Below are 23,647 nucleotides of genomic sequence, written 5' to 3'. Positions count from 1 at the left end.
AAAAATAGGCCACCGTGATGGAATAGGGCCTATTTGGAGGAGAAATTACGGTGTTCTTTTTTTTGCAGTTCTTCCGGCGAAAGGGACCTAAAATAATCATATACGATTTTTAGGCCTTCCTTACGGCCCACTTGGGGTTCCCATCCCAAGAGCTTTTTGGCCTTGGAGATGTCCGGTTGGCGCTGTGTGGGATCATCCTTGGGCAGTGGCTTGTACACGATCTTTTGATTGGCCCCGGTGAGGGCCAAGATCTCTTCGGCAAATTCTTTGATGGTGGTCTCGTGCGGGTTCCCTATGTTCACGGGCCCGGGATAATCGCTAAATAACAGTCGGTATATACCTTCTACCTGGTCATCTATATAACAGAAGGAACGGGTTTGCGATCCGTCCCCGAACACGGTCAGGTCTTCCCCGCGGAGTGCCTGTCCCATGAAAGCGGGCACCACCCGGCCATCGTTCAGGCGCATTCTGGGCCCGTAGGTGTTGAAGATGCGCACAATGCGGGTCTCCAGTCCGTGGAAACGGTGGTAGGCCATGGTGAGCGATTCCATAAAGCGCTTGGCCTCATCGTAAACGCCCCGGGGCCCCACCGGGCTCACATTGCCGTAGTATTCCTCGTTTTGGGGGTGCACCAGGGGATCGCCATAGACCTCGGAAGTGGAGGCCACCAGGATGCGGGCCTTCTTGTCCTTGGCCAGCCCCAGTAAGTTCAGGGTGCCAAGCGAGCCCACTTTCAGGGTCTGGATGGGTATCTTAAGATAATCTATGGGGCTGGCCGGGGAGGCAAAGTGGAGAATATAGTCCAGCTTGCCCGGAACATGGACAAAGTTGGATACGTCATGGTGGTGAAACTCAAATTGCTCCAAGGGGAAGAGGTGGGCAATGTTCTTGAGGTCTCCGGTAATGAGGTTGTCCATGCCAATGACGTGGAAGCCCTCCTTTACAAAGCGGTCGCAGAGGTGGGAACCCAAAAAGCCGGCCGCGCCCGTGATCAATATTTTTTTCATTTTTGCTTACCTTGTTTTATGGGTTTTGCCCAAAGAACGGACCAAACAGGAAGCAAGTTGGTTGCGGGATGTTGGTCTTTGGGCATAAGGGATCACCGACATTGGTGGGTGGTATCAATCTTTTTCGTCCTCTATTTGGGTCAAACTTTTTTTCTTTTCCCTACCCTTTCCCAGTTTTAATTTTTCTACCTGTCTGCGCAGCTTGATCTTTTGTTTCAGGGTGGTGAAATTATAGTTGTACTTGAAAAAAACAAGGCCCAGGACAATGACCACGCTCACCAGGATGATGGCCATGCCCAGGTTTTTGGCCTTGCTGCCCAAAACTATGAACAACACCACGAAAACCAAATTGAAACACCCAATGATAAAGCTGGCCTGCTTGTGCGAGAGCCCCCAATAGTCTATGAGCACATGGTGGGTATGGTTGCGATCGGCTGAAAATGGCCCCTTTTTGTTGGCGAGCCTTATGGCAAAGACCCTTGCCGTGTCAAACAGCGGCACAATGAGGATGCTAATGGCGATAAGAGGTGCATTTTCCAACAAAAACGGGAGATCGGTATAGGATTCAGGGGATAGCGCCAAGAATTTTAACGTCAATATACTGATGATGAAGCCCACGATCAAAGAACCGGTGTCTCCCATAAAAATTTTGCGCTCTGAGGAGACATTGAAGCCGAAAAATGCGATCAGGCAAGCGTTCAGGGTAATGCTCAATAGCGCAAAGAAATACTCGCCGGTGGAGTAGAAGATGGTGGTATAGATCACCATTATGACAATGCCCACCACGGAGGCAAGACCGTCGATCCCATCGATAAGGTTGTAGGAGTTTATGATGGTCACCATCATGAAGGCCCCTATGATCAAATACAGGTAGTAAGGAATTTCATAGATGTTCAAAAAACCGTTCAGGGAATAAATGGTAAAGCTGTCATTGACCAGGATGAAAGCTACCGCGCATACTTGCGCAATGAGCTTGGAACCTGGGGAAATAACCACAAGATCATCTTTTAGACCTACAATAAAAAGGATGGTCAGTCCAGGAATAATGTGCATTGCCTCTTCAAAGCTGTCTCTGCCGTGTATAAAGAAAAGTGCGAAAACCAAGGTGTAGAAAAAAGACACTCCACCAAGAGTGGGGGTCTTTGAACTATGTGAACTACGGAGGTTGGGGCTGTCCATTAATCGCTTGTGCTCCACCACTCCAATAATTTTTGGTATGGTCAAGTAGGTGATCAAAAAAGCACCTATGAATAATGATATGGCGGTTTCAAGGAAGAACACAACGTTTTGTTATTAGGTAAAAGCTAAAAGTAGTATTATTTTTTAAGGAAGTCCAACATATTCTGAGCAAGTCTTTCCAGGTCAATAATATCTTTCACCCCAGCATCCAAATCTACCTTTAAATGTTTTGGTTTTTCATTTATAAGTTCAACGGCCGACAGGAAGTCTTGTTCATTTTCTGGAAGGTAGCATAAACCCAAATTGTAATTTCTTATAAATTCTTGAGCTTCTCCTTTAACTCCAAGTAAAATAGGTTTTTTCATGGCAATCAGTTCATTCATTTTCGACGGGAGGACACCTTCGAATACAGAGGAATCAATGAGGTTTACCAAGCCATAGTCAAAAATGGAGATATACTTTTTCACGTCCGTTTTGGATACAGGGCTTAAAAAGGAGGTGTTTTTAAGACGTAATGTTTCATTTAACATCAATAAATTGTTTTTCTCTGCACCTGAACCAATAAATAAAAAGTGTATTCTATTGGTCTTCAATTTGGAAGCAGCCCTAAGGATAAAGTCCAAACCGTGAGCCATACCGTGGGTACCCAAATAGCCGATAACGATTTTGCCCTCAAGATTAAGCTCTGAAATCAACTCTTTATTTTTTGGAAGGGGATAGAACTCTTTGAAATCCACCCCATTGCGTATCACTTTTATTTTTTCGCTAGGTATGTTGTGCTTATTTTGAATGGTTTGACCCATAGAATGGGTGACTGGGACGATTTTCCAAGCACTTTTGTAAAGATCATGTTCAACAGATTCAAAAAAACGAATTATAAGGTTATCTTTCATCACCCCTACACCCTTTAAGGATTCCGGCCACAAATCCCTTACTTCCATCACCCATTTTTTACGCTTCCAGAAAGCAAGCCATCTGCCGCAGATTGCCGTGAAAAACTGTGGAGAAGTAGCAACGATTATATCGGTTTTAACAAATAGACCTGCGACAAAGGCAGAAACCATAAAGCTACAGAAATCTAATATCCGTTTTAGAAAACCTTTATTTTCGGCCATATAGGACCAAACACGGATCACCTTTATTCCCTCTACCATTTCTATTTGAAAGAGTTTGTTTTTATATCCATCGTAAACTTTGCCATACGGAAAATTTGGAGCACAGGTGATAACGGTGACTTCAACCCCTTGTTTTACCCACTCTCTAGCATGTTTGTAGGTTCTATAGGCAGGAGCGTTCGTTTCTGGGATAAAATTATCCGTTAAAAAAAGAATTTTCATTTGAGCGGCGATGGGTTAAAAATTAATGAGGCCTTTTACGGGCACAGGAAATACAGTTTAAGTCATCGATTGCATCTAATTTAATGTACTGGGAATAATCCAAAAGTTCAAATAGTGGAAAGTGATCACCCAGCCTGCCTTCAATCGGCTCCTAGTAAATTAGGCTTGTGAAACCACCAATGTGGTATTCATTTTAAATGCCTAGTGGTCATGGTTTAAGCAATCCCCAGACTCTTGTTGGTGAGACCGCCATAAACCTTAAACAATGTCTTTTTTTCGATTTCCCAATTATATCTCTCCAAAACAGCCTTTTTTCCATTCTCTCCCATTTGTTGTGCCATACTATCGTTACTTAAAATTGATTTAATCGCTTTCGCAATCTCAGCGGTATTTACGGGATCAACGCAGATTCCACATTCGGATCCCTCCACAATGGTTCTCCAAAGTTTAAAGTTAGAGGCAATGACAGGGATACCAGCGGCCATATATTCGAACATTTTTACGGGAAGGGAATCAACATAATTTACCGTTGGGTGCAATGTGACCATGCCTGCTTTTGACCTTGCCAAGATAGAGGCCATTTCTTCCCTATTCACGAACCCCGCAAATTCTACATATTTCCAGCCTTTGGATTTTTCGCACTTTTCTTGGAACTCCTTTGGTTGGAAAACACCGGCCAAAATCATTTTTAGTCCTGAACTCCCTAAAGCTTCAATGTTTTCGTAAATTCCCCTGACTTCATAAATCCCGCCAATGTAACAGATCGCTTGTTCCTTTTCTTCCCATCGGGATGTAATACTTTCGTATTCTGAAAGTAGTGGATAATTATGCACCACATATGTCTTTTTATTTAAAGTTAGAAAGCGATTTCTAATATGCGGAGTGGCCGTGATTATAACATCGTATTTTTTGGCCATTTTGTTTTCCAGTTTCTCTATCATCACAGAAACTAAGCGCATAGCAAACTTCGGAAGATAAGGTTTTGTAAAAATTTGCCTCGGTAAATCTTCGTGCACATCGTAAACCACCCGTTTTCCTCTACCAATCAATTTACCGCCAACGAACATCAATTCGGGGTCGTGGAAATGAAAGATGTCGGCATCAATTTTTATTGCTTTTTTAAAAATTTTTGATGAGAACAACAGCATGCGTTGAAGTTTTCCGTTCGGGCGACCGATATCATGAATTTTAACGCCCTCTTTTTCTTCATTGCCCAAGCCATCTGCAACAACCAAATGTACGTTGTAACCCCAAACGGCAAGTGCGGTACATTGCTTTATAAAAATGCGGGTATCTGATCGTTTATGAACAGTGGTGAGATGGCATACCGTAGGTAAAGTACTCATTTTCGAATAGATTATGCCTTTCAAAGATACGAGCATTGATTATAATGGGGCATGAACGTTTTATATGGTAAGCAAATCATTATTTCATAAAAGACCCCACGCAGGAAGATGATAGCTATAAATGACTGTAAATAAGCGATTAAGGAGCCATAAAAACATCTTTCAAAGCACAACAAACAATATGATTTTTTTCTAATCATATTGTGACTTTTGAATCATTAAACACCTTTGGTTATCCAAAACAAACATCCGCCCGTGCTTTCCTTTTGCTAAGGGCAAAGCAAAAAAAAGGGGGGGGGTGAATCGGCAGGAACTGGGCTTCAAAGCAGCTTTCCATTCTTAGCCAGTTGTAAAAAAGAGCCTTCTCGAAAATACAGCACTGTTTTTTGACACAACCTCCAACCAAGACCCGTTCCACATAATTGTCTCATAAACAGATATGGCATAGATAACAATTAAAACCGGTTTCATGCAATGTTAAAAGACTATCTGGATTTTATTAACGGGTTGATCGGTTCTTCTTGTTTTAAGATTCAGGTATTTTTTTTTCATTGAGTAAAAAAACAGACACAATCAACAAGGCTAGGGCACCATGGGTAAGAAACACGGTAAAGGTAGAAGAACTTATAAATGAGAACATAACGAGTGCAAAAAGACCAAAAAACCTCGTGGGTATGTTTAAATTGTTCAAAAGCATAAAGTAACCGGCCACTAAGACACAATTGATGGCTACTCCCAAACCGCCAAAATTCATAAAACCATCAGAAATCAATCCATTGTTGGCCGCCATTTCGGGTGAATCAAAATAATTTTTCCCGATTAGGTTCACATGCGGCAGATCATAGGGGTATTCCACAAAACGCTTAAAAATAGACCCCGACCAATAAATGGGTTTTGAATCAAAAAAATCAAAGTAAGCGATATCCAGTAGTGATGGTATAAAATGCACTCTTCTAAAGGTAAGAATCCAGGGAAAATCGTATCCTATCATTGCCAACAACCCAAAGAGCACAATGCCAAATATGGAGTACTTTAAGATGAACTTTACACTTTGCACATAGCTAAACGTATAAAAGGCCAAAACAACCAACAGGCTTGCGTAAACTGTTTTGTGAGCTCCAAAGAGATAAAACAATATTAAATAGAAAACGCCAAGAACCATCCAAGCCTTTTTTTTCAACTCAAGGGAGAAGATTATTATCAATGGAATCATGATTTTGGTGAAAATTGAGTATGTGTATCCAAAATAGGAGTTGGAAAGTTTGCCCATGGCCGCTCGTGTTTGATACACGTCCAATAAGGCCAAGTTCTTAAGATTTATGAGCGGGCCGTAAACAATAAGATAAGGGATGATGCCGATTGTGGTGAGCCCTAACAAGAGATATAGTGCCTGAGTCTTGTTTAACACGGGGATCTTGCTTAAATCAATGCGAACTTTGGATAAAGTAAAAAGCGAGAAATAAAAAAATTGGTGGTAAAGCATTATGGAGCTTGGATATATCTCCCCAGACGTATAGGATATTAAGGATGGTACGGTAAGCAACGAAAAAAATATGGCAAGTACAATAAACGCAAGTTTTGTGCGCCTTATTCGGGTCAAAAAATACAGGTTTATGGAAAAAATTATTGTGGCCAGAAAAACCCTTGCCCAAGATAATCCGAAATCGGCATCCTGAAGTTCGCTTATGTATGTCCAATAAAAATAAGTTTTTACTTTATAATGGTACAAACCCATTAGAAGGAAGAAGTAAAGCACAAAGTAATGGGATATGGTTAGTTTTAGCTTCATGATTTAGTGCCCCCTACTTTCTTGATTGAAAAAATAAAACAAACCAAAAACGCAATAAATGAAATCCCGGAAAACCGATTGAACAACCCTTCAAAAAGGGAGTTGATCAACAGGAGTAGCGTAAAGGCCAAAAACAGATTGGAGCCGTTACTCTCTTTAAAAAGCACATAGAAAACCCAAAACAGCAATATTATGGCCAATAGTCCGTTTTCCAGCCACGACTGCAACCAAAGATTATGTGCGTTATATTGTTCTTTTAGCGGATGGGTGTAGCCGTTTATTTCATACCTTTTGTTCAGTGCTTTTTGTGACCCACCATATCCGTAACCTAAAATTGGGGCATCCTTTATCAAGGAAATAGCAGTATCCCAGCTCAACAGCCTTGTAGAAAAGCCATATCGCGCCTCCGGGTTAAGGACCAGATTGCCTTGGGCTATTTGTGCAGCACTTTCATAGACCCTGGGGTTTAAAAGCATAAATGCCATCAGTACAACTGAAAGGGCGGCAGCGCCAATGATCTTTTTGTTCCTTCCCGCCTGCCACGTACAAAACTTCAAGGCAAAGACTACGGATAAGCCAATAAAACCTGCCTTGTTGGAAATTAGAAACACAAAAATGGTGAAAACAGAGAGAAGCACAACTCTTATTTTGAAAGCAAGTAACCTCGGAACAAAAAGCAATATTGCGACCCCGGAACAAAGGTAAAGGGCATAATACACTGTTTGGTGAAAAACGGACAGGTGTCTGCCAAAAAAGAAGTTGCCGCCATAAAGAATAGATTCCATAAATCCTTTGCCCTCTTCAACGGCTGCTTGAAAGCCAAGACTCCCGTTCAAAAAATGAAGAGAATTGTAAAGGGCCCAAAAAAAGCAAGTAATGGCCGAGACAACCAACCCCCAAACAAAAGCTTTATATATGCCATCCCGCATTTTTTGGTCATAAAAATTTAGAAAAAAGAGCAATGGAAAGACAAGGAGGGAAAGTTTGTGTTCCAGAAACTTTAGAGAGAGGGTTTCATAGCTTAAGAACCCTATGAAATAGGTAAAGTAGAATAGCGGTAGCAGCAACAGTCTTTTGTTCCTTACTGTATTTGATGCGTTGAAACCAATGAACGAAAGAATGGTCCAAACAATTAAGGAAACAGTCACCATTTTTTGAGGGAAGGGTATTAGAAACGCATAGAGCAATGCTCCGTAACAAAACCCTTTTTCTTTTAATTGTTTCACGTCCCTAGCTGCTAATGGTTCTTACCATTGGTGATTTTAAATCGTATTACGTAATACTGTATGCTCAAATATAAGGTGTACAATATTATTTCATGAACCACATATACCACCAAAAGGCTTGTCACCGGTAACTTTAAAACAGCGGCACAAACAATTAAAGTGGCAAAGGTGCTTATAAAATATAAAATCTGCCAAACGGAAGCAATGCGAAGGGTGTTGGTGGCGTTAAAAATGGAAGACAAGGGACTGACCACTAATCTCACCCCAAAACTAAAGGCTAATATTGTGGCGAACTCTCCAGAACGGATCCAATTTTCACCGAAAATAAAATGGAACAAGCTTTCTCCAAAAAAAAACAATATTAAACAGATGGGCGCACTCAATGACAACAAGGCTAGAGTAGATTTTTTAAAAAACCCCATGGCCAGATGATATTGCCGGTGCATTACCAAAGATGCCATTTTTTGATAAAAAACATCTTTATATGAGTTTCCGATTAAGGTTAGAGGTGCACTCAACACCATAAGGGTTAATCCATAATGGCCCAAATCATCCGTGGTGTAGTATTTGGTCAATATCAAAACTAGGGCTTGTAGGCTCACAGTGTTCAAAAAGGCGGGCCCTATGCCGTATTTAGGGTAATCAACATATGTTTTTGCAACTTTCTTCAACTTTACCAAGGGCACAATTTTTAAACGAGCAATGGATTTTTTGTGCAAGAAAAAGTAAGAAGCCACCGTGCCCAATATTTTTGCAATGACCAAACCAAACGAGAGGAATTTAATTGCTCCAAGGCCAATGGCCGCAACGATATAGCCAATGGATTGTATCACTTTGGCATAAGCGTTGGTAGCAAACCTTTTTTGTCTTATGGATTGGTTGATGTATGCGCTCCAAACACCAAAGAACAGCACGTGGGGCGCCACAAAGTATAGTGCGTTTTGCAAATCCTTAGGGAAAAAACCATGGAACATTGGAAGCAGCAAGGCAATTAAAAAAGCATAGCCAAAGGTTACATAAATGCTAAGCACAAAGAGGTTCTGGGCATCTTCTTCTTTATGTGGCAGCACAATGGCCAATTGATATTTTCCGCCAACACCAACGGCAAAAATGCTGGCCACAGCAAAGAAAGAAGTATAAACAGCAAAGTCTGCCTCCGTAAACAGCCTGGTCAATAGTGGTGTTGCTAAAAAGGGAAGTGCTTGAGCCGTTCCAGTACCCAAAATCTGGGATGAAACATTTCTTGAAAACTCAGATTTAGAGAACTTGGACCAGCTTTTTGAGAACAAATTAATCTTGGATTTCTTTGTTGTTATAAATTTCGATCCCCTTCAGGCAAAATGGGACTTAATGAAGAAATTTATGATATTCCCCCTTCAGCCCAACCGGTTCAGAGTTCCGAATATCGTGCACAATTTCAATTGCCGTTCTGGCAGACTCCAATCCATAGCCCTTCCCATCTAAAATATCTTGATAGACCATGGTATGAAGGTCGGTAAACCCACCACTGAACTCCAATTCCTCGCCATCTATGGTAATGGACCTGAACGTGGTCTGCCCTTTTTCTTTTATGTCTTCAGGTAGATAGTCAGCATTTATGGAAAGGAACCAGCGAACACGGGCATTTTCAAACTCGAGGTATCCGGCGGCCCTATCTTTATCGTGAACGTGGACGACGTTTTCTTGCACATCCCCAAAAATCCACGAGAGCATATCATAGAAATGCACGCCAATGTTTGTGGCAATGCCCCCAGATTTACTTTGGTCGCCCTTCCACGAGGTATAATACCAGTGGCCACGGGAGGTTAAATACGTAAGGTCCACCTCAAATTTGGCGTCTTTTTTCGCCTTTTTCACTTTTTCCTTTAACGCAATGATACTGGGGTGTACCCGCAGCTGAAGAATATTGTATATGGTCTTACCTGTGTTTTCCTCCACCTTTTTAAGCTTGTCTATGTTCCAAGGATTGAGCACCAAAGGTTTTTCACAAATGGCATCAGCTCCGGAACGCAAGGCAAAACGGATATGGGCATCATGCAAATAGTTGGGCGAACAGATGCTCACATAGTCTAAGAACAGGTCTTTTTCATACTTCAGTTTTTCAATGTGCCGATCGAACCGCTCAAATTCCACAAAAAAATCGGCATTTGGAAAGTGGGAATCCATAATGCCCACGCTATCTGCCCTATCAAAAGCAGCTAACAGATTGTTGCCTGTGTCCTTTATGGCCTTCATGTGCCTTGGGGCTATATAGCCGGCCGCCCCTATCAACGCAAAATTTTTCATTTCAATGATCTTAACAAATTTGATGTGATGTAATCTATTTCTTTTTCTTGGAGAAATGGGTTCATGGGCAAGCTCATGACTTCATTGGCACAGGTTTCGCTCACGGGGAAATCTCCTTTTTTGTAACCGAGATGTTGAAAGCACTCCTGTAGGTGCATGGGTATGGGATAGTGCACCGCCGTGGGAATCCCAACTTTTTTTAAGCTTTCCTGGACTTTTTCACGTCCTTGCACCCTAATGGTATATTGCGCCCATACAGATGTCCTGTCTTCTTGCACTACCGGCGTTGAAAGGGAAGATTTTAGTCGTTCCGTATATTTTTGGGCCACTTCTTGCCTTCTGATGATGTCTTGCTCATAATATTTCATCTTAACGTTAAGGACTGCCGCCTGTAAATTGTCCAGTCTTCCTCCCATGCCAATATACTTGTGGGTATAGCGCTTGGTTTGCCCGTGCACCCGCATGGCCTTCATTTTTTCATATAGTGCCGCACTTTGCGAAAAAACGGCGCCTCCGTCACCAAAACAGCCCAATGGCTTGGCCGGGAAGAAACTGGTGCACCCAATGATGGATGCGTTACAGCTTCTGGTTCCCTTGTAGAGCGCGCCAAAACTTTGGGCGGCATCCTCAATGACGGCAAGGCCATATTTTGCGGCAATACGGTTTATTTCGTCCATATGGGCCATTTGTCCGTAGAGCGAGACGGGCATGATCGCCTTGGTGTTTTCGGTTATGGCCGCTTCAATCAACGACGGATCTATGTTGTATGTTTCTTCATTGATGTCCACAAAAACAGGTTTTGCACCTAGGCAAGCAATGGTCTCGGCGGTGGCTATAAAGGAAAATGGTGTGGTGATCACTTCATCCCTTGAACGTATCCCCAAGGCCATTAGGGCCAACAACAGGGCATCTGTTCCTGAGGAACACGCCAAGGCATGGGCCGAACCGGTGAATTCCCGGAGCCTTTCCTCCAGTTCCTCTGTTTCTTTTCCCAAAATATAGCGAGCGGAGGACATCACCTCCAAGGTAGCCTCGGTAAATTCTTTTTCGTGTTCCTGGTACGCTTTGTCCAAATTGGCAAAATCTATGTTCATCTGCTAGGTTATTCTTTTTACGGTATTGTTTTTGAGCAGGTAGGTCTGGCCGCTTTCTTGGCATACGGCCTTATTGTTCCCACCAAAGCGCAACTTATGGCCATATTCACCCACCCAGCCTATTTGTCTGGCAGGATTGCCCACCACAAGGGCATATGCGGGCACGGTTTTGGTCACTACGGCCCCCGCGCCGATAAAGGCATACTCCCCAATGTCATTGCCGCAAACAATGGTGGCGTTTGCCCCAATGGAAGCTCCTTTTTTTACCACAGTGGTGGCGTACTCCCCCCTTCTGTTAATGGCACTGCGTGGGTTGATCACATTGGTAAAAACCATGGAGGGCCCCAAAAAGACGTCATCTTCGCATGTTACTCCCGTGTAAATGGAAACATTGTTCTGAACCTTCACATTGTTGCCTAGGACCACTTGTGGGGAGACAACCACATTTTGTCCAATATTGCATTTTTCACCAATGGTGCATTGCGTCATAATATGCGAAAAATGCCAAATTTTAGTGTCTTTGCCAATGGTGCAATGGGTGTCTATGACAGCCGTTTCGTGTGCAAAATAACCTAAATCCGTCATAGAGTGTAGAACTGTTTATAGCATTTAACGTTGTCAAAAGTACGATAATTCCCAAGCTAATAAATGGTTTTGCACTATGCTTGATGCCTTTTGGTCATTTTGGAAGCTGATGACCATCACCCCAACCCCATCAAATACCCTCCGTACCCACTTTTCATAAGGGGCGCTGCCAATTTAAGGAGCTGTGCTTTGTCTATAAAGCCCATGGCGTAGGCCGTTTCCTCTATGGATCCTATTTTTAGGCCTTGTCGCTCCTCAATGACCTGCACAAATTGCGCGGCCTGCATCAGGGAGGCAAAGGTGCCCGTGTCCAGCCAGGCCATGCCCTTGTCCAAGATGCTCACCTGTAACTTTCCGGCGCTCAGGTAGGCTTGGTTCACGGCTGTGATCTCCAGTTCGCCACGCGGGCTGGGGCGGATGCTTTTGGCAATGTCCACCACCTGATTGTCGTAGAAATAGATGCCCGGCACGGCATAGTTGGTCTTGGGGAATTCCGGTTTTTCCGCAATGGAGGTGGCGGTTCCGTTCTCGTCAAAGTCCACCACCCCGTAGCGCTCCGGGTCGTTCACATGATAGGCATAGATGATGCCGCCTTCAGGATCGTTGTTTGCCTGTAGCAGCTTGGAAAGTCCAGAGCCATAAAAAATATTGTCGCCCAAAATAAGGGCCACTTTCTCTTTCCCTATGAATTTTTCCCCAATGATAAAGGCTTCTGCCAGTCCGTTGGGCGCTTGTTGAACGGCATAGGAAAAGGAACAGCCCAGTTGCGCCCCATCTCCCAACAGTTTTTTAAAGAGCGGGGCATCTTGGGGGGTGGTAATGATCAATATCTCCCGGATGCCCGCAGACATCAAGGTGGACAGCGGATAATAGATCATGGGTTTGTCATAGACGGGCATAAGCTGTTTGCTCACCGATAGGGTAAGGGGGTGCAGGCGCGTTCCGGACCCTCCGGCCAAGATGATTCCTTTCATGGGTTGTGTGGTTATATGGTGGAACGGTTGTAAGTTACGAGGTTATACGGCTCAAGGGTTATATGGTTAAGGGGTAATCTAATTAAAGGGTAGGGGAGTATAGGTTTATATGGTCATGGGTTGCATTATTTGAGACTTTTTATTAGGCCGGAAAGCATCTTTCTTATGAAGAAAATACTGGGCTCGTTGTTTTTAAAATAATCTTCAGAAATATAGTTTAGTCTTCTGGCGATTTCCAATTGTGTTTCAACTTCAGAAAGTGAGCCTAGGGAAATGTATAAAAACCTCATAAACTCTTTGTTGCTCTTTCTTCCTGCTCCCTCGGCTAAATTTGATGGAATGGAAACTGCTGCTCGTCGAATTTGAGAAGAAAGTCCATAAACTTCGTGCTTGGGAAAATCATCAGAAAGCTTGTAAACCTGCACTACAAAATCCATAGACGCTTGCCAAACTTTTAAATCTTTGTGTGATTTTATGTTGTTCATGAGTTAAAGAGTTAAAGGGTTAAAAGGTGATGCGATTAAACGGTTTATGGGTGATGCGGTTAAAGGGTTATAGGCGGAGCGATTTTTTTCAAATTAACTGCTTGCTTTTTCTTTTGCACCATATTATAAAAGCCTTCACCTCATCATCGTATCACCTTGTCACCTTTATCACCTCATCACCTCATCACCGTATCACCTCATCACCTTTATCACCTGCTAACCTCCATATTGCTCTTTATAATACCGTTGATAATTGCCATTGATAACATTTTGTAGCCATGCTGTATTCTTCAAATACCAATCTACGGTTTTCTCCAAGCCTTCCTCAAAGGTTACGGAAGGTTCCCAGCCCAGCTCCCGGTTGATCCTGCTTGCATCCATGGCATATCTAAAATCATGTCCGGGACGATCTTTGATGTGGGCGATCAGTTCTTTGGAGCTCCCTGTTGCCCTCCCCAATTTACTGTCCATGATATCGCAAAGCAAATGCACCAAAGCAAGGTTCTTCCACTCGTTGAAACCGCCAATGGCATAGGTCTTTTGGTTGGCCCCCTGGTGAAAGACCAGATCAATGGCCGCTGCGTGGTCCTTGACGTACAGCCAGTCACGGGTGTAGTTGCCATCTCCATAAACGGGCAATTCCCGGTTTTCCAGAATATTGCGTATGAACAGGGGAATGAGTTTCTCGGGAAACTGGTTGGGCCCGTAGTTGTTGGAGCAGTTGGAGATCACATAGGGCAGGCCATAGGTTTCGCCATAGGCCCTTACAAAGTGATCGGAGCTGGCCTTTGAGGCCGAGTAAGGAGAATTGGGGTCGTACGCGGTGGTTTCGGAGAAAAGTCCCGTTTCGCCCAGGGAACCATAGACCTCGTCCGTGCTAATGTGGTAAAAGCGCCTGTGCTCTCCGTGTTTTCTCCAGAACGTTTTGGCGGCGTTCAACAGATTCACCGTGCCAATGACGTTGGTGCGCACAAAGGCCATGGGGTCTGCAATGGAACGATCTACATGAGATTCTGCCGCGAGGTGTATGACCCCATCAAAGTTGGTTTGCCCAAAGAGCTTTTCAAGGAATGCCGCTTGGGTAATATCCCCTTTGATGAAAGAATAATTTGGGGCGTTCTCCACATCCTTTAGGTTTTCCAGGTTGCCCGCATAGGTCAGGGCATCCAGGTTATGGATATGGTATTCCGGGTAGCGGTGCACCAACCGCCGGACAAGGTGCGATCCTATGAAACCGGCACCGCCCGTAATGAGAATGTTCATGTCTGCTTTTTTGGGCACTGTACGTTCCTTTTTTGTTGGACAAAGGTTGAACTCTTGTGTTTGGAAAACCCTGTGTTTTTGCGCAACCTTGGTTTATCCCGTCCCCAAGGTGCGCTCCATTTTTTTGGGCGCCCGTGCAAGGTTCTACGGGAGGATCTAATTTCAGGTTCTCCCGAGGGTTGCCCTCGGTGCTCGTTGCCCATGGCATTTGCCCATACCATGACTGCTCCTATTTACCACACCCAACCTCCGGCAAGCAAAGGACCTATGATGGTATTTCCTGTGCTTTCTGGTTCAAGTACCTTAAAAGGACAAAAAGAAAGAAGAGGCCCAGCAAAATCGCAGGTACCAGCAGGACGGTGTTTTCAAACCTTGCCTTTTGTATGGGGTGTGGTTGTCCAAAATTGATGATTTTTATAGGCTCACTGACATTCTCAAGCTCCAATTTTTTACTCTCAATATCGCGGATGAGGTCGTTCTTTAGTTTGAAAAGGCCGGTAATGTCCAAACGTTCTTGGTTGTCCAGTACAATTTTGTCCGTGGCGGTGGTGTTGTCCGTTCGCGCAAGCTCGTTCGAGTAGTTTTTGATGATGTCATCCACTTGGGCCAACAAATGCTCATTGGCCTTGATGCGCTCTTGGGCATTTTCCCGGTAAATGCTGATGAGCCCATCAAAATACTCATTGGTATTGATGTATGCCATCACCTTGGTGGCAAACACTTCGCCAAACGCCGCATTGCTGTAAAGAAAAGTGATGCGATGGTTAAAGGAACTCTTGTTCTGTAGTTCTGCCCTGACGATGTCCGCAATGGCCTCCGTGTTCTCAAAATCCTGCAGCAGTTCCAAATATTCCAAGTCGGTTTTGGAACCACCTTCTTCTTGGACCCTGGCAACGCTGACTTCCAGCCCATCGAAAACCACATCATCGATACCCAGGCTATTGAAGAACAGTGTGTCCCTGGCCCTTATGTTGGCCTGTATTTCGGCCACCACATCATAGAGATAGTTCTTACTGTCCATCTGTGGCTTTACGATCACCTCGGTCTTCATTTTCTTGGTCATGAGCTGTTTAAGACCATAGCCAAGGGCCGCACCCACCACAAGGAGCCCCATTAGAAGCAGGGCGTTCCGCTTTAGGAAGAGAAAAAATCTAAGGAAACCGTTAAAGAGGTTCCGAAAGCCATTGCCGATCATCTGGAACAATTGGCCCAGATCAATTTCGTCAGTACTGTTTTGGGGCTTGTTGTTTGGAGTTTCTGCCATAAGGGTAGCGTTTTCGATATAACGACCGGTATGTTATGCCGGCTGTGTCCTTGGTTCCTTTACCCGGCGATCCGTTAGGAACACCTGTTTCAATATCCTGTCCGTGATCAAATACGTGGGCTTTACCCCGGTGGTGCCCAAGCCTCCGGAAGCCAGGGTGCTGCCGGTTTTCAAGGGGTTGTCAGAGGCATAATAGGCATAGCGCACCTTAACATCGCCACGAATGCTCTTCCGTATTTTGGAGGCAGATTGTATGGCTTTCTGGTAGTGCACGCCCTCCATTTCCAGGCCAATGACGTTCCAGGTGGACCGGTGGAAAAACTTTAAGATGTCCTTGTTCTGCAAAGAGGTGCCCAATACGGTCACCATGGTGCCCTCAAAGACCCGTAGCCTCTTACCTTTAAAATCTGCCGCACAGAGTTCGTTCTCAAAGGGGTAATTGTCTGCCGTGCCCTCAAAGATATGGGCAGAAGGGATCATGATATCGCCCTTGTCGCCCTCCAGGATGCCCGCTTTGCCCATAATGGAAAGGGAGGCCACGTTCAGGAAAACGGTGGTTCCATCATTACCACGGTAGGGCTTTAACAGTTCATCTATGGTTTCAAAGGCCTGTTCGCCAAAGGCATAGTCCATGACAATGATGAGTGGCTTTTCGTCTGCCCCCAAATGCCCAAGGTCATAGCAGCAGGCATTTTCGGCAAAACGTTCGGTATCAAAAATCTGAACGTCTATGTTGGTTCCCGAGGCGTCGTCCAAGGACAGCATGCCATTGGCCTCTGCATAGGTTTTGACCTTCTCCCGGAGCGATTCGTTCTCCGGATTGCTCAAGGCCTTGTAGATATCCAGGTTGTTGGCGCCGTTGAACTCGTCCACCAGGGCCCTTTTGGCAAACAGGGAATTCATGACACTGTGCATGTTGGCCGAGATGATGTGTATGGGCCGCTGCAGCAGACCGTGCCCTTGCAAGGTCTTCTTTATGTTGTTGGCCCAGATTTCGCCGTGAATGTGGTGCCCCAACCGCTCCCGTAGCAATGAGCTAAAGGTAATGGTGCGCTTTTCTCCCGTCAACTCTTCTTCCAGGGCCAATTTTCCCAACCAATAGACGATTTTTAAAAATTTGTCGGGATTTGTCTCTGTTGCAAATTTTTGGTGCACCTGGATCATTTCTTCAAAGGAGCGTCCCAGGATGTTGGCACTGTGTATGAGGGCTATTTCACGTTCGGCCCTGGAAAGTTTGTCTTTCAGGATGGCCTGTTCCAGTTTTTGCCAGTCCCTAATGGTCTTGTTGCTCTCGGGGATCAAGACCCGTTTGCATATTTTTTCGGACTCCACGAACAGAAAGGTGAGGTGGGTCAATATGTCATAGATATCAGAACGCCCGCGGGTGATCTCAATGTTCATTTGCTCTTTGTCAATACGGTAGCAATTGCGCCTTCTTTTGGGCGGGATGATGGGGGAAATGTGCGATTTGGCAAAGCCTTCGTCCGAGGTAAGGTTTATGAAGCGGCATTCCTCTATGCCCTCCGGCAAACGGTCCAACACGTAGATGAGCCCATTGAGCTCTGCCTTGGCTTCCGCTATGGCACCATAGATCTCGGGCCGAAGCAACAAAAGTGCGTTCTTGAGCGCCTCCCCGGACACTCCCGTGGGCTTGTAAAACCCGCGGTTGAAGAGGTGCCTCATGGTAATGTAGAGGCGTTCTATGGCGTTGGTGCTCTCTTGCGCCCTGGTGGTCGTGTTATTGGTGGTTGCCATAAATGGATTTTAATCAAAATTACAACAAATTTTTAGATGCCATCGGGGGGCTTGGAGACTTTGTGGGGCAAAAGGGCCTCTGCCAGGGAGCGGTCATTGCAAAGGCGCTGCACCTTGTTCTGCCCGCCCAATTTTCCCTTGGCCTTCATGTGGGCCTTGAAGCCGCCCACCTCAATGGCGGTCACTTTAAGGGGCTGTAGAACGGCACCGCGGATCAAATCGTCATAATAGCTGTTCTGTGTTCTCAGGGAGGTTTCCAGCGCTCTTTCAAAGGCTTCCATGTCACTGGGGGCACGATCAAACTCCACCAGCCATTCATGATGGGGAAGTTCGTTTGCCGGTGGCGTTATCTGTGGCGCCACCGTAAATTCATTTACCCTGGCGTTTGTCTTTTGCACGGCGGTGGCCATGGCCTGTTCCACTTCCTTGGCAATGACATGCTCGCCAAAGGCAGAAATGAAATGCTTTATCCTGCCCGAGACCAGCACTTTATAGGGTTCCTTTGAAACAAACCGAACGGTATCCCCAAGGTCATAGGCCCAAAGGCCTGCATTGGTGCTTATGATCATGGCATAGTCCACGCCAAGCTGCACCTCGGTAAGGGGGATGCGCTCACGGTCCTGGTCAAAAAAAGTGTCTGCCCGGATGAACTCGTAAAAGATGCCGGAGTTCAGCAGCAGGAGCATCCCCTTTTCCCCTTGTTTGTCTTGATAGGCAAAAAAACCTTCACTGGCCGGAAAAAGCTCTATGCTGGGCACTTTTCTGCCAATGAGTCCTTCAAACTTTTTTCGGTAGGGCTCATAATTCAGCCCTCCGTAGATGAACAGCTCAAAATTGGGGAACAGTTCACCGATGTTACGGCCGGTTTTTTGCTTGAGCCGCTCAAAGTACATCTGTACCCAAGAGGGGATGCCTGCTATCACGGTCATGTCCTGGTTTTGTGTTTCTTCAACAATGGCATCCACCTTGGTTTCCCAATCTTCAATGCAATTGGTTTCCCAAGAGGGCAACCGGTTTTTTTGCAGGTAATTGGGCACATAGTGGGCAGAGATACCGGAAAGTCGTCCCAATTTGATCCCGTTTTTTTCCTCTAGCACGGGGCTTCCTTGCAAAAAGATCATTTTGCCGTTCACAAAGTTGGCCTTCCCGCTTTCGTGGATATAGGCAAGAATGGCGTTGCGGGAGGCTTGCACTTGGTATTTTATCGAGGCCTTGGTAATGGGGATGTACTTGGCCCCCGAGGTGGTGCCCGAGGTTTTGGCAAAGTAGATGGGCCGGCCTGGCCAGAAGACATCCTTTTCCCCCGCCACTGCCCGTTCCACATAGGGCTTTAGGTCTTCATAGTCACGTACCGGCACGGCTTTTTTGAAGTCTTCGTAATGCTGTATGTCACGGAAGCCGTGGTCTTGGCCAAACTGGGTCTTTTTTCCTTCGGAGAGCAGATTCTTTAAGACCCTTTCCTGGGCCAAATGGGGTTTTTGGGACCACTTGGCGGTTTTCTTGGCAATATGGGCCGCAAAGATTTTTGCGGCAAGGGCTTTTATGGACATACGGTTCAGTTAAAATCTATAAAATCTTCGGGATCTATGGGATCCCCGTTGTCCCAAAGTTCAAAATGGAGGTGGGGCCCCGTGCTAAATTCGCCGGTGTTGCCCACGGCCGCCACCACCTCTCCCGCACGGACTATGTCCCCTTGCGCCTTGGCAAGGGAGCCATTGTGTTTGTAAACGCTCAAGAGACCTCCCTCGTGCTCAAGGATGATCACATAGCCGGTGTCCGCCGTCCACTCCGAAAAGATCACGGTGCCATTGGCCACCGCCTTCACGGGAGTTCCGGATGGGGCCACAACATCTGTGGCGTAGTGCTTTTGCTCCAGATCGAACGGCATGGACACATTGCCCGTGATCGGCGGGAAAAGGATGGGGTTGTTCTTGTCCGTGTTTCGCTCAAAAAGGTTGTACTTGTCTTCCAGGGCCACTTCTGCCCGCAGCAGGGAATCTTGTCTAACAGGGGTAAGGTCCACAGTGCTCGGGTCCAGTTTAAACTGTTCAAAAAGGGAGTCCCTGTTCATTTCATTGTTTTCAATGTCCCCTTTGAGCACCATACGGATGTTTTCCAAATACTTATTGGTATATTCCAAGGTTCTTACCAGGGAATCGGTCTTGTAGGTGAGGTCCGTGGCCCTTTTTTTGAGCTGGGTGGAAGAGTAGCCCGGAATGTATTCCCTGAGAGGGGTAAAGGCAATGAGCAAAATGGTGAGCCCAATGAGCCCAATGGTGAGCAAGGTACCGGTCACGAAAACATTGAGCCTGCTCAACTTGAACGACACCTTTTCCTCAAAGGTGTTTTCGTTGAGAATCACCAATCGGTATTTGTGCAGTAACTTGCGTTTTATTTTGTTTCTTTTTTTTCCCTTGGTGGCCATACGGACAAAGATACGCTACTGCTGCGATTTATAACAACGCCACTGCGTGTTGAGTCTTAGGGTGGAGTGCATGCCGCTTTGTTTTCCCCTTTGCTGTACCAAGATATGGCCTAAACGTTAATATTCTAGTACGCTTAACTAGATTTTAGTACCTTTGGTTTCACTAAATATGTATCAATGATAACTCTATCTACTTTTTTGGCCATTGGAGCTCCCCAGATCATACTCATTGTGGTCGTGGTTTTATTGTTGTTTGGTGGTAAAAAAATCCCTGAGCTCATGCGCGGTCTGGGCAGCGGCATCAAGGAATTTAAGGATGCCTCCAAGGACGATGAACAGTTGGAGGAAAAGAACAACGATAAAAAATAGGCTCGTACCTACCTGACAACATTCATAAACCAAAGGTTCCTCATTTTAGGGAGCCTTTTTTTGTGCCCGTTCCCCTTCGGGCAAACTTTCTGGGGAATAACCTGCCTTTAAACCCTTAGGTTCCCGTCCTAAACTTGCCGGGGACCGATATGGCCCCAGACATCCCTGTCCGCCCCATCTTGGGTCAGGTGAAATTTGGGAATGTGTCCTTTGATAGGCCATTTTATGGGCATTTTTGCAAAATGGCAAAAGGTACTAGCTACAATAATCTTCCGGTACGCGACACAAACAAAACGTTTCACAACAAAAAATTAGCCAGGCTTTAATGAAGCACTATTTTCGGCGTTGGGTAAGCTTTGATGTCTTTGCAGGGCCTATGTGCCGTTTGTGCGTCAAGGACATTTGCAGGGCTTACATTATGTAGGAAGTATGAAAAAGAGTATCGTTTTTTTGTTTATGGCTTTTGGCCTGTTGGTCCGTGGACAGGGATTCCAGGAATCGCAGCAACCTGACTCCGGAACCGTAGGACAATCCGTGTCCACTTCAGAAGAGGGCAATGGGCTCAGCGAGTCAGAGCGCTTTGAAACCGCTACGGCGGCACGTAAAATTCCGCAGCGCACCTTCTACCATGCCATTGACGCAAAAAAGGGATATTATGCCATTGCCGGGGTTTTTAAATCGGACGAGAAACTGGACAAGCAGGTGCGCAAATTGGCCAAGAAAGGTTTTGCGGCAGGCTATTTCTTAAACCCAAAGAACAAATTGCACTATTTGTACCTTAACCATTACCTCAGTTTTTCACCGGCCATTGCGGCCATTGACTCCAAGTTTGGGGACAAGTATCAAGATGATGTTTGGATCTTGCGCATACAAGAAGGCAAGGTAGAGGAGTCTTGGGCACCCGAGCCAAGGGAAACAAAGGAGGAGGCACCCGTGGTAAGTGCACCTGAATCCAAAATTGCCGTTCCTGCACAGAAAGCTGGGGTGCCCACGGGGTCACAGTTCCCCTCCATTGCAGAGATCGTTGGCACGGAAGGCCCGGCCGCAGAAGGCGGTGCTGAGGACGCCAACGGGCTGATGGGAGCCCCTACCTCCGAGCCAGCCATACCAAGGGACCTCTCCCCCCGAGCGGGCTCTTTGAAGGAGCGTGGTGCCACAACCTCAAAAAAGGTGGTGGGAGACCAGGAGAACGCGCTGCTCAAACAAGATACCTTTTCCAGTTTCAAGGTGTTGCCAAGTGATGGGTTGGCCATTGCCGATAAAGAACCGGTGGCACCTTCTGCCAATGATGCACAGAACAGAATGGAGTCCAACATGGCCACCATGGGTGTTCCAAAGAATATCCTTCCAAAAAACAGCCTCCTAAAAAGGGCCGACGAATACTTTAACAAGATGTGGTATGCAGAAGCGGCCATACTCTACGAAGAGGCTTTGGAACAAAATCCCGACAAGCGCTCTTTTGAGGTCTTGAAAAGGGCGGGCGATTCCCACTACTACAACACCAATATGAAAGAGGCCTTTAAATGGTACGATCTCATGTACCAGGCTTATGAAGATGAGTTTACGGCCAACGATCTCTTTAAATACGCCCATGCCCTAAAGGGGAACAAAAAGTATGCAAGGTCAAAAAGATTGATGCGCCTGTACCACAAAAAAATGCGCAAGGCAGATGCGCTTGGCGGGGAAGACCAGTTTAACCTCCAGCAAGAGCAGACCTTGGACAATATACTGAACAGTACCAGGGAGGTGTCCTTAAACAACATTACGGAAAACAGTGAATACTCGGATTTTTCGCCCATGTACTACGGAGAGGACAAGGTAGTGTTCGCCTCTGCCATGGACTCCTCCTTTCTAACCACAAGACGGTATAAATGGGACAACCAACCTTATCTGGACCTTTATGTGGCCGAGTTGAACAAGGAATCCCTGGAGCTTCGCAATGCCACTAAGTTTTCCAAGGAGATCAACACAAAATACCACGAGGCCTCCGTGACGTTCACCCCAGACGGAAAGACCATGTTCTTTACCCGAAACAACTACGGCAAAAAGCTGCGCCGGGACAAGAACGGCATCAACCATTTAAAAATCTACAAATCCCTAAAAGAAGGGGAAAAATGGACAGAGGCAGTGGAAGTGCCCTTTAACAGTGACGAATATTCCACCGGCCATCCCGTGCTGAGCGAAGACGGCAAAAAAATGTACTTTGTCTCGGATATGCCGGGGACCATGGGGGAAACGGACATCTTTGTGGTGGACCTCCTGGAAGACGGCTCCTTCTCACAACCCAAAAACTTGGGGCCCGAGGTAAATACCGAGCAGAAGGAAATGTTCCCGTTCATTGCCGGCGCCAAACTGTACTTTGCCTCCAACGGGCATCCCGGACTTGGCGGATTGGATGTTTTTGTCTCCGAAATCTCCGACGAGGCGGGCTTTGGGGCGCCACGGAACCTGGGACAGCCCATAAACAGTAACCAGGATGATTTCTCCTATATAGTGGACAAAGCGTCCGAAACCGGCTTTTTTGCCTCCAACAGGGATGGGGGAAAGGGGCGTGACGACATTTACTCCTTCAAAAACCTGGCGCCCGAGGAGGTCAAGGATGTCAATAGCGCCATTGCCGGTATCGTTACCGACCGGGTCACGGGGGCTTTCTTGCCCAAGGCCTTGGTGGAACTGTTGGATGAAAACAACGTGAAGCTGAAAGAAATGGAGACCCAAGATGGGGGCAACTTCATTTTTGAAGATCTGGATGCCGACACCAAGTACACCCTGCGCACCAACAAGGATCCGTACACCGAGGATGTGAGGGAGGTGGTCACGGTTGAAAATGATACCGTTTTGGAAGATATTGCCCTGAAGAAGCTACAGGACATGATCGCCGTACAGGACGGCATTAAGAAACTGAAGACCGAAATGATCCATTTTGATTTTGACAAGTCCTACATACGGCCCGATGCCGCATTGGAACTGGACAAACTCGTGGAAGTCATGAAGGAAAACCCGTCCCTGGTCATTAAGGTGGAGTCCCACACGGACAGCAGGGGAAGCAAGGTGTACAACCGTTACCTTTCGGACAAAAGGGCAAAATCAACCAGACAGTACATCATTTCAAAGGGCATTGCCCCAGAACGTATAGAGAGCGCCATTGGTTATGGCGAAGATCGCCTGCTCAATGAATGTGATGGCACGGTGCGCTGTACGGAAGAGAAACATTACCTGAACCGTAGATCAGAGTTCATCATCGTAAAGATGTAGCGGTAACC

General features: G+C 45.9%; 19 protein-coding genes. 2 read left to right on the top strand and 17 right to left on the bottom strand.

Features of this window, described 5'->3' with window-relative positions; all coding sequences use genetic code 11:
• Positions 1–29: 29 nt before the first annotated feature.
• From ACKWCC_RS01905 to ACKWCC_RS01825, 17 genes are all read right to left on the bottom strand, one after another.
• Positions 30–1,007 (bottom strand): UDP-glucuronic acid decarboxylase family protein, encoded by a 978-nt coding sequence (locus tag ACKWCC_RS01905; protein WP_413994203.1) that lies wholly within the window; start codon positions 1,005–1,007, stop codon positions 30–32.
• A gap of 114 nt (positions 1,008–1,121) precedes the next feature.
• Positions 1,122–2,288 carry a glycosyltransferase family 4 protein gene (locus ACKWCC_RS01900; protein ID WP_413994202.1) on the bottom strand — a complete coding sequence of 389 codons (1,167 nt, stop codon included), beginning with the start codon at positions 2,286–2,288 and terminating at the stop codon, positions 1,122–1,124.
• A 35-nt stretch (positions 2,289–2,323) separates the two neighbouring features.
• On the bottom strand, positions 2,324–3,523 hold the full coding sequence (locus ACKWCC_RS01895) for a glycosyltransferase family 4 protein (RefSeq protein ID WP_413994201.1): 1,200 nt from the start codon (positions 3,521–3,523) through the stop codon (positions 2,324–2,326).
• Positions 3,524–3,738: 215 nt separating this feature from the next.
• The gene (locus ACKWCC_RS01890; RefSeq protein ID WP_413994200.1) at positions 3,739–4,869 is read right to left on the bottom strand and encodes a glycosyltransferase family 4 protein; all 1,131 of its coding nucleotides are present in this window, start codon (positions 4,867–4,869) and stop codon (positions 3,739–3,741) included.
• Positions 4,870–5,395: 526 nt separating this feature from the next.
• Positions 5,396–6,139, bottom strand: coding sequence for a hypothetical protein (locus ACKWCC_RS01885; protein ID WP_413994199.1), 744 nt, complete (start codon positions 6,137–6,139; stop codon positions 5,396–5,398).
• 515 nt (positions 6,140–6,654) lie between these two features.
• A complete protein-coding gene (locus tag ACKWCC_RS01880; protein ID WP_413994198.1) occupies positions 6,655–7,884 on the bottom strand; it encodes an O-antigen ligase family protein in 1,230 nt (409 codons plus the stop codon).
• Positions 7,885–7,895: 11 nt separating this feature from the next.
• Positions 7,896–9,173, bottom strand: a complete 1,278-nt coding sequence (locus ACKWCC_RS01875) for an oligosaccharide flippase family protein (protein ID WP_413994197.1) — start codon at positions 9,171–9,173, stop codon at positions 7,896–7,898.
• A gap of 58 nt (positions 9,174–9,231) precedes the next feature.
• Positions 9,232–10,170 (bottom strand): Gfo/Idh/MocA family protein, encoded by a 939-nt coding sequence (locus ACKWCC_RS01870; RefSeq protein WP_413994196.1) that lies wholly within the window; start codon positions 10,168–10,170, stop codon positions 9,232–9,234.
• The gene (locus ACKWCC_RS01865) at positions 10,167–11,264 is read right to left on the bottom strand and encodes a DegT/DnrJ/EryC1/StrS family aminotransferase (protein WP_413994195.1); all 1,098 of its coding nucleotides are present in this window, start codon (positions 11,262–11,264) and stop codon (positions 10,167–10,169) included. The genes ACKWCC_RS01870 and ACKWCC_RS01865 overlap by 4 nt, the downstream gene beginning before the upstream one ends.
• Before the next feature lie 3 nt (positions 11,265–11,267).
• Positions 11,268–11,849 carry an acyltransferase gene (locus ACKWCC_RS01860; RefSeq protein ID WP_413994194.1) on the bottom strand — a complete coding sequence of 194 codons (582 nt, stop codon included), beginning with the start codon at positions 11,847–11,849 and terminating at the stop codon, positions 11,268–11,270.
• Positions 11,850–11,965: 116 nt separating this feature from the next.
• Positions 11,966–12,823 carry a glucose-1-phosphate thymidylyltransferase RfbA gene (gene rfbA / locus ACKWCC_RS01855; RefSeq protein WP_413994193.1) on the bottom strand — a complete coding sequence of 286 codons (858 nt, stop codon included), beginning with the start codon at positions 12,821–12,823 and terminating at the stop codon, positions 11,966–11,968.
• Between the two features lie 125 nt (positions 12,824–12,948).
• Positions 12,949–13,308, bottom strand: coding sequence for a four helix bundle protein (locus ACKWCC_RS01850; protein WP_413994192.1), 360 nt, complete (start codon positions 13,306–13,308; stop codon positions 12,949–12,951).
• A gap of 216 nt (positions 13,309–13,524) precedes the next feature.
• The gene (rfbB, locus tag ACKWCC_RS01845; RefSeq protein WP_413994191.1) at positions 13,525–14,571 is read right to left on the bottom strand and encodes a dTDP-glucose 4,6-dehydratase; all 1,047 of its coding nucleotides are present in this window, start codon (positions 14,569–14,571) and stop codon (positions 13,525–13,527) included.
• A 265-nt stretch (positions 14,572–14,836) separates the two neighbouring features.
• The gene (locus ACKWCC_RS01840) at positions 14,837–15,835 is read right to left on the bottom strand and encodes a hypothetical protein (protein WP_413994190.1); all 999 of its coding nucleotides are present in this window, start codon (positions 15,833–15,835) and stop codon (positions 14,837–14,839) included.
• A 33-nt stretch (positions 15,836–15,868) separates the two neighbouring features.
• Complete coding sequence (locus tag ACKWCC_RS01835; protein WP_413994189.1) at positions 15,869–17,590, bottom strand: DUF6909 family protein; 1,722 nt, start codon at positions 17,588–17,590, stop codon at positions 15,869–15,871.
• Positions 17,591–17,622: 32 nt separating this feature from the next.
• On the bottom strand, positions 17,623–19,140 hold the full coding sequence (locus tag ACKWCC_RS01830; protein ID WP_413994188.1) for a GH3 auxin-responsive promoter family protein: 1,518 nt from the start codon (positions 19,138–19,140) through the stop codon (positions 17,623–17,625).
• Between the two features lie 5 nt (positions 19,141–19,145).
• A complete protein-coding gene (locus ACKWCC_RS01825) occupies positions 19,146–20,015 on the bottom strand; it encodes a M23 family metallopeptidase (protein ID WP_413994187.1) in 870 nt (289 codons plus the stop codon).
• A gap of 177 nt (positions 20,016–20,192) precedes the next feature.
• On the opposite strand from ACKWCC_RS01825, the gene ACKWCC_RS01820 reads away from it, so the two are divergent.
• Both ACKWCC_RS01820 and ACKWCC_RS01815 read left to right on the top strand, forming a co-directional pair.
• Complete coding sequence (locus ACKWCC_RS01820; RefSeq protein WP_413994186.1) at positions 20,193–20,384, top strand: twin-arginine translocase TatA/TatE family subunit; 192 nt, start codon at positions 20,193–20,195, stop codon at positions 20,382–20,384.
• 429 nt (positions 20,385–20,813) lie between these two features.
• The gene (locus ACKWCC_RS01815; RefSeq protein WP_413994185.1) at positions 20,814–23,639 is read left to right on the top strand and encodes an OmpA family protein; all 2,826 of its coding nucleotides are present in this window, start codon (positions 20,814–20,816) and stop codon (positions 23,637–23,639) included.
• Positions 23,640–23,647 lie beyond the last annotated feature (8 nt).

It is taken from the genome of Maribacter aquimarinus (assembly GCF_047345505.1).
Classification (GTDB): domain Bacteria; phylum Bacteroidota; class Bacteroidia; order Flavobacteriales; family Flavobacteriaceae; genus Maribacter.
The sequence above is the reverse complement of the archived record's forward strand: the minus strand, read 5'-3'. Positions and strand labels throughout refer to the sequence as shown.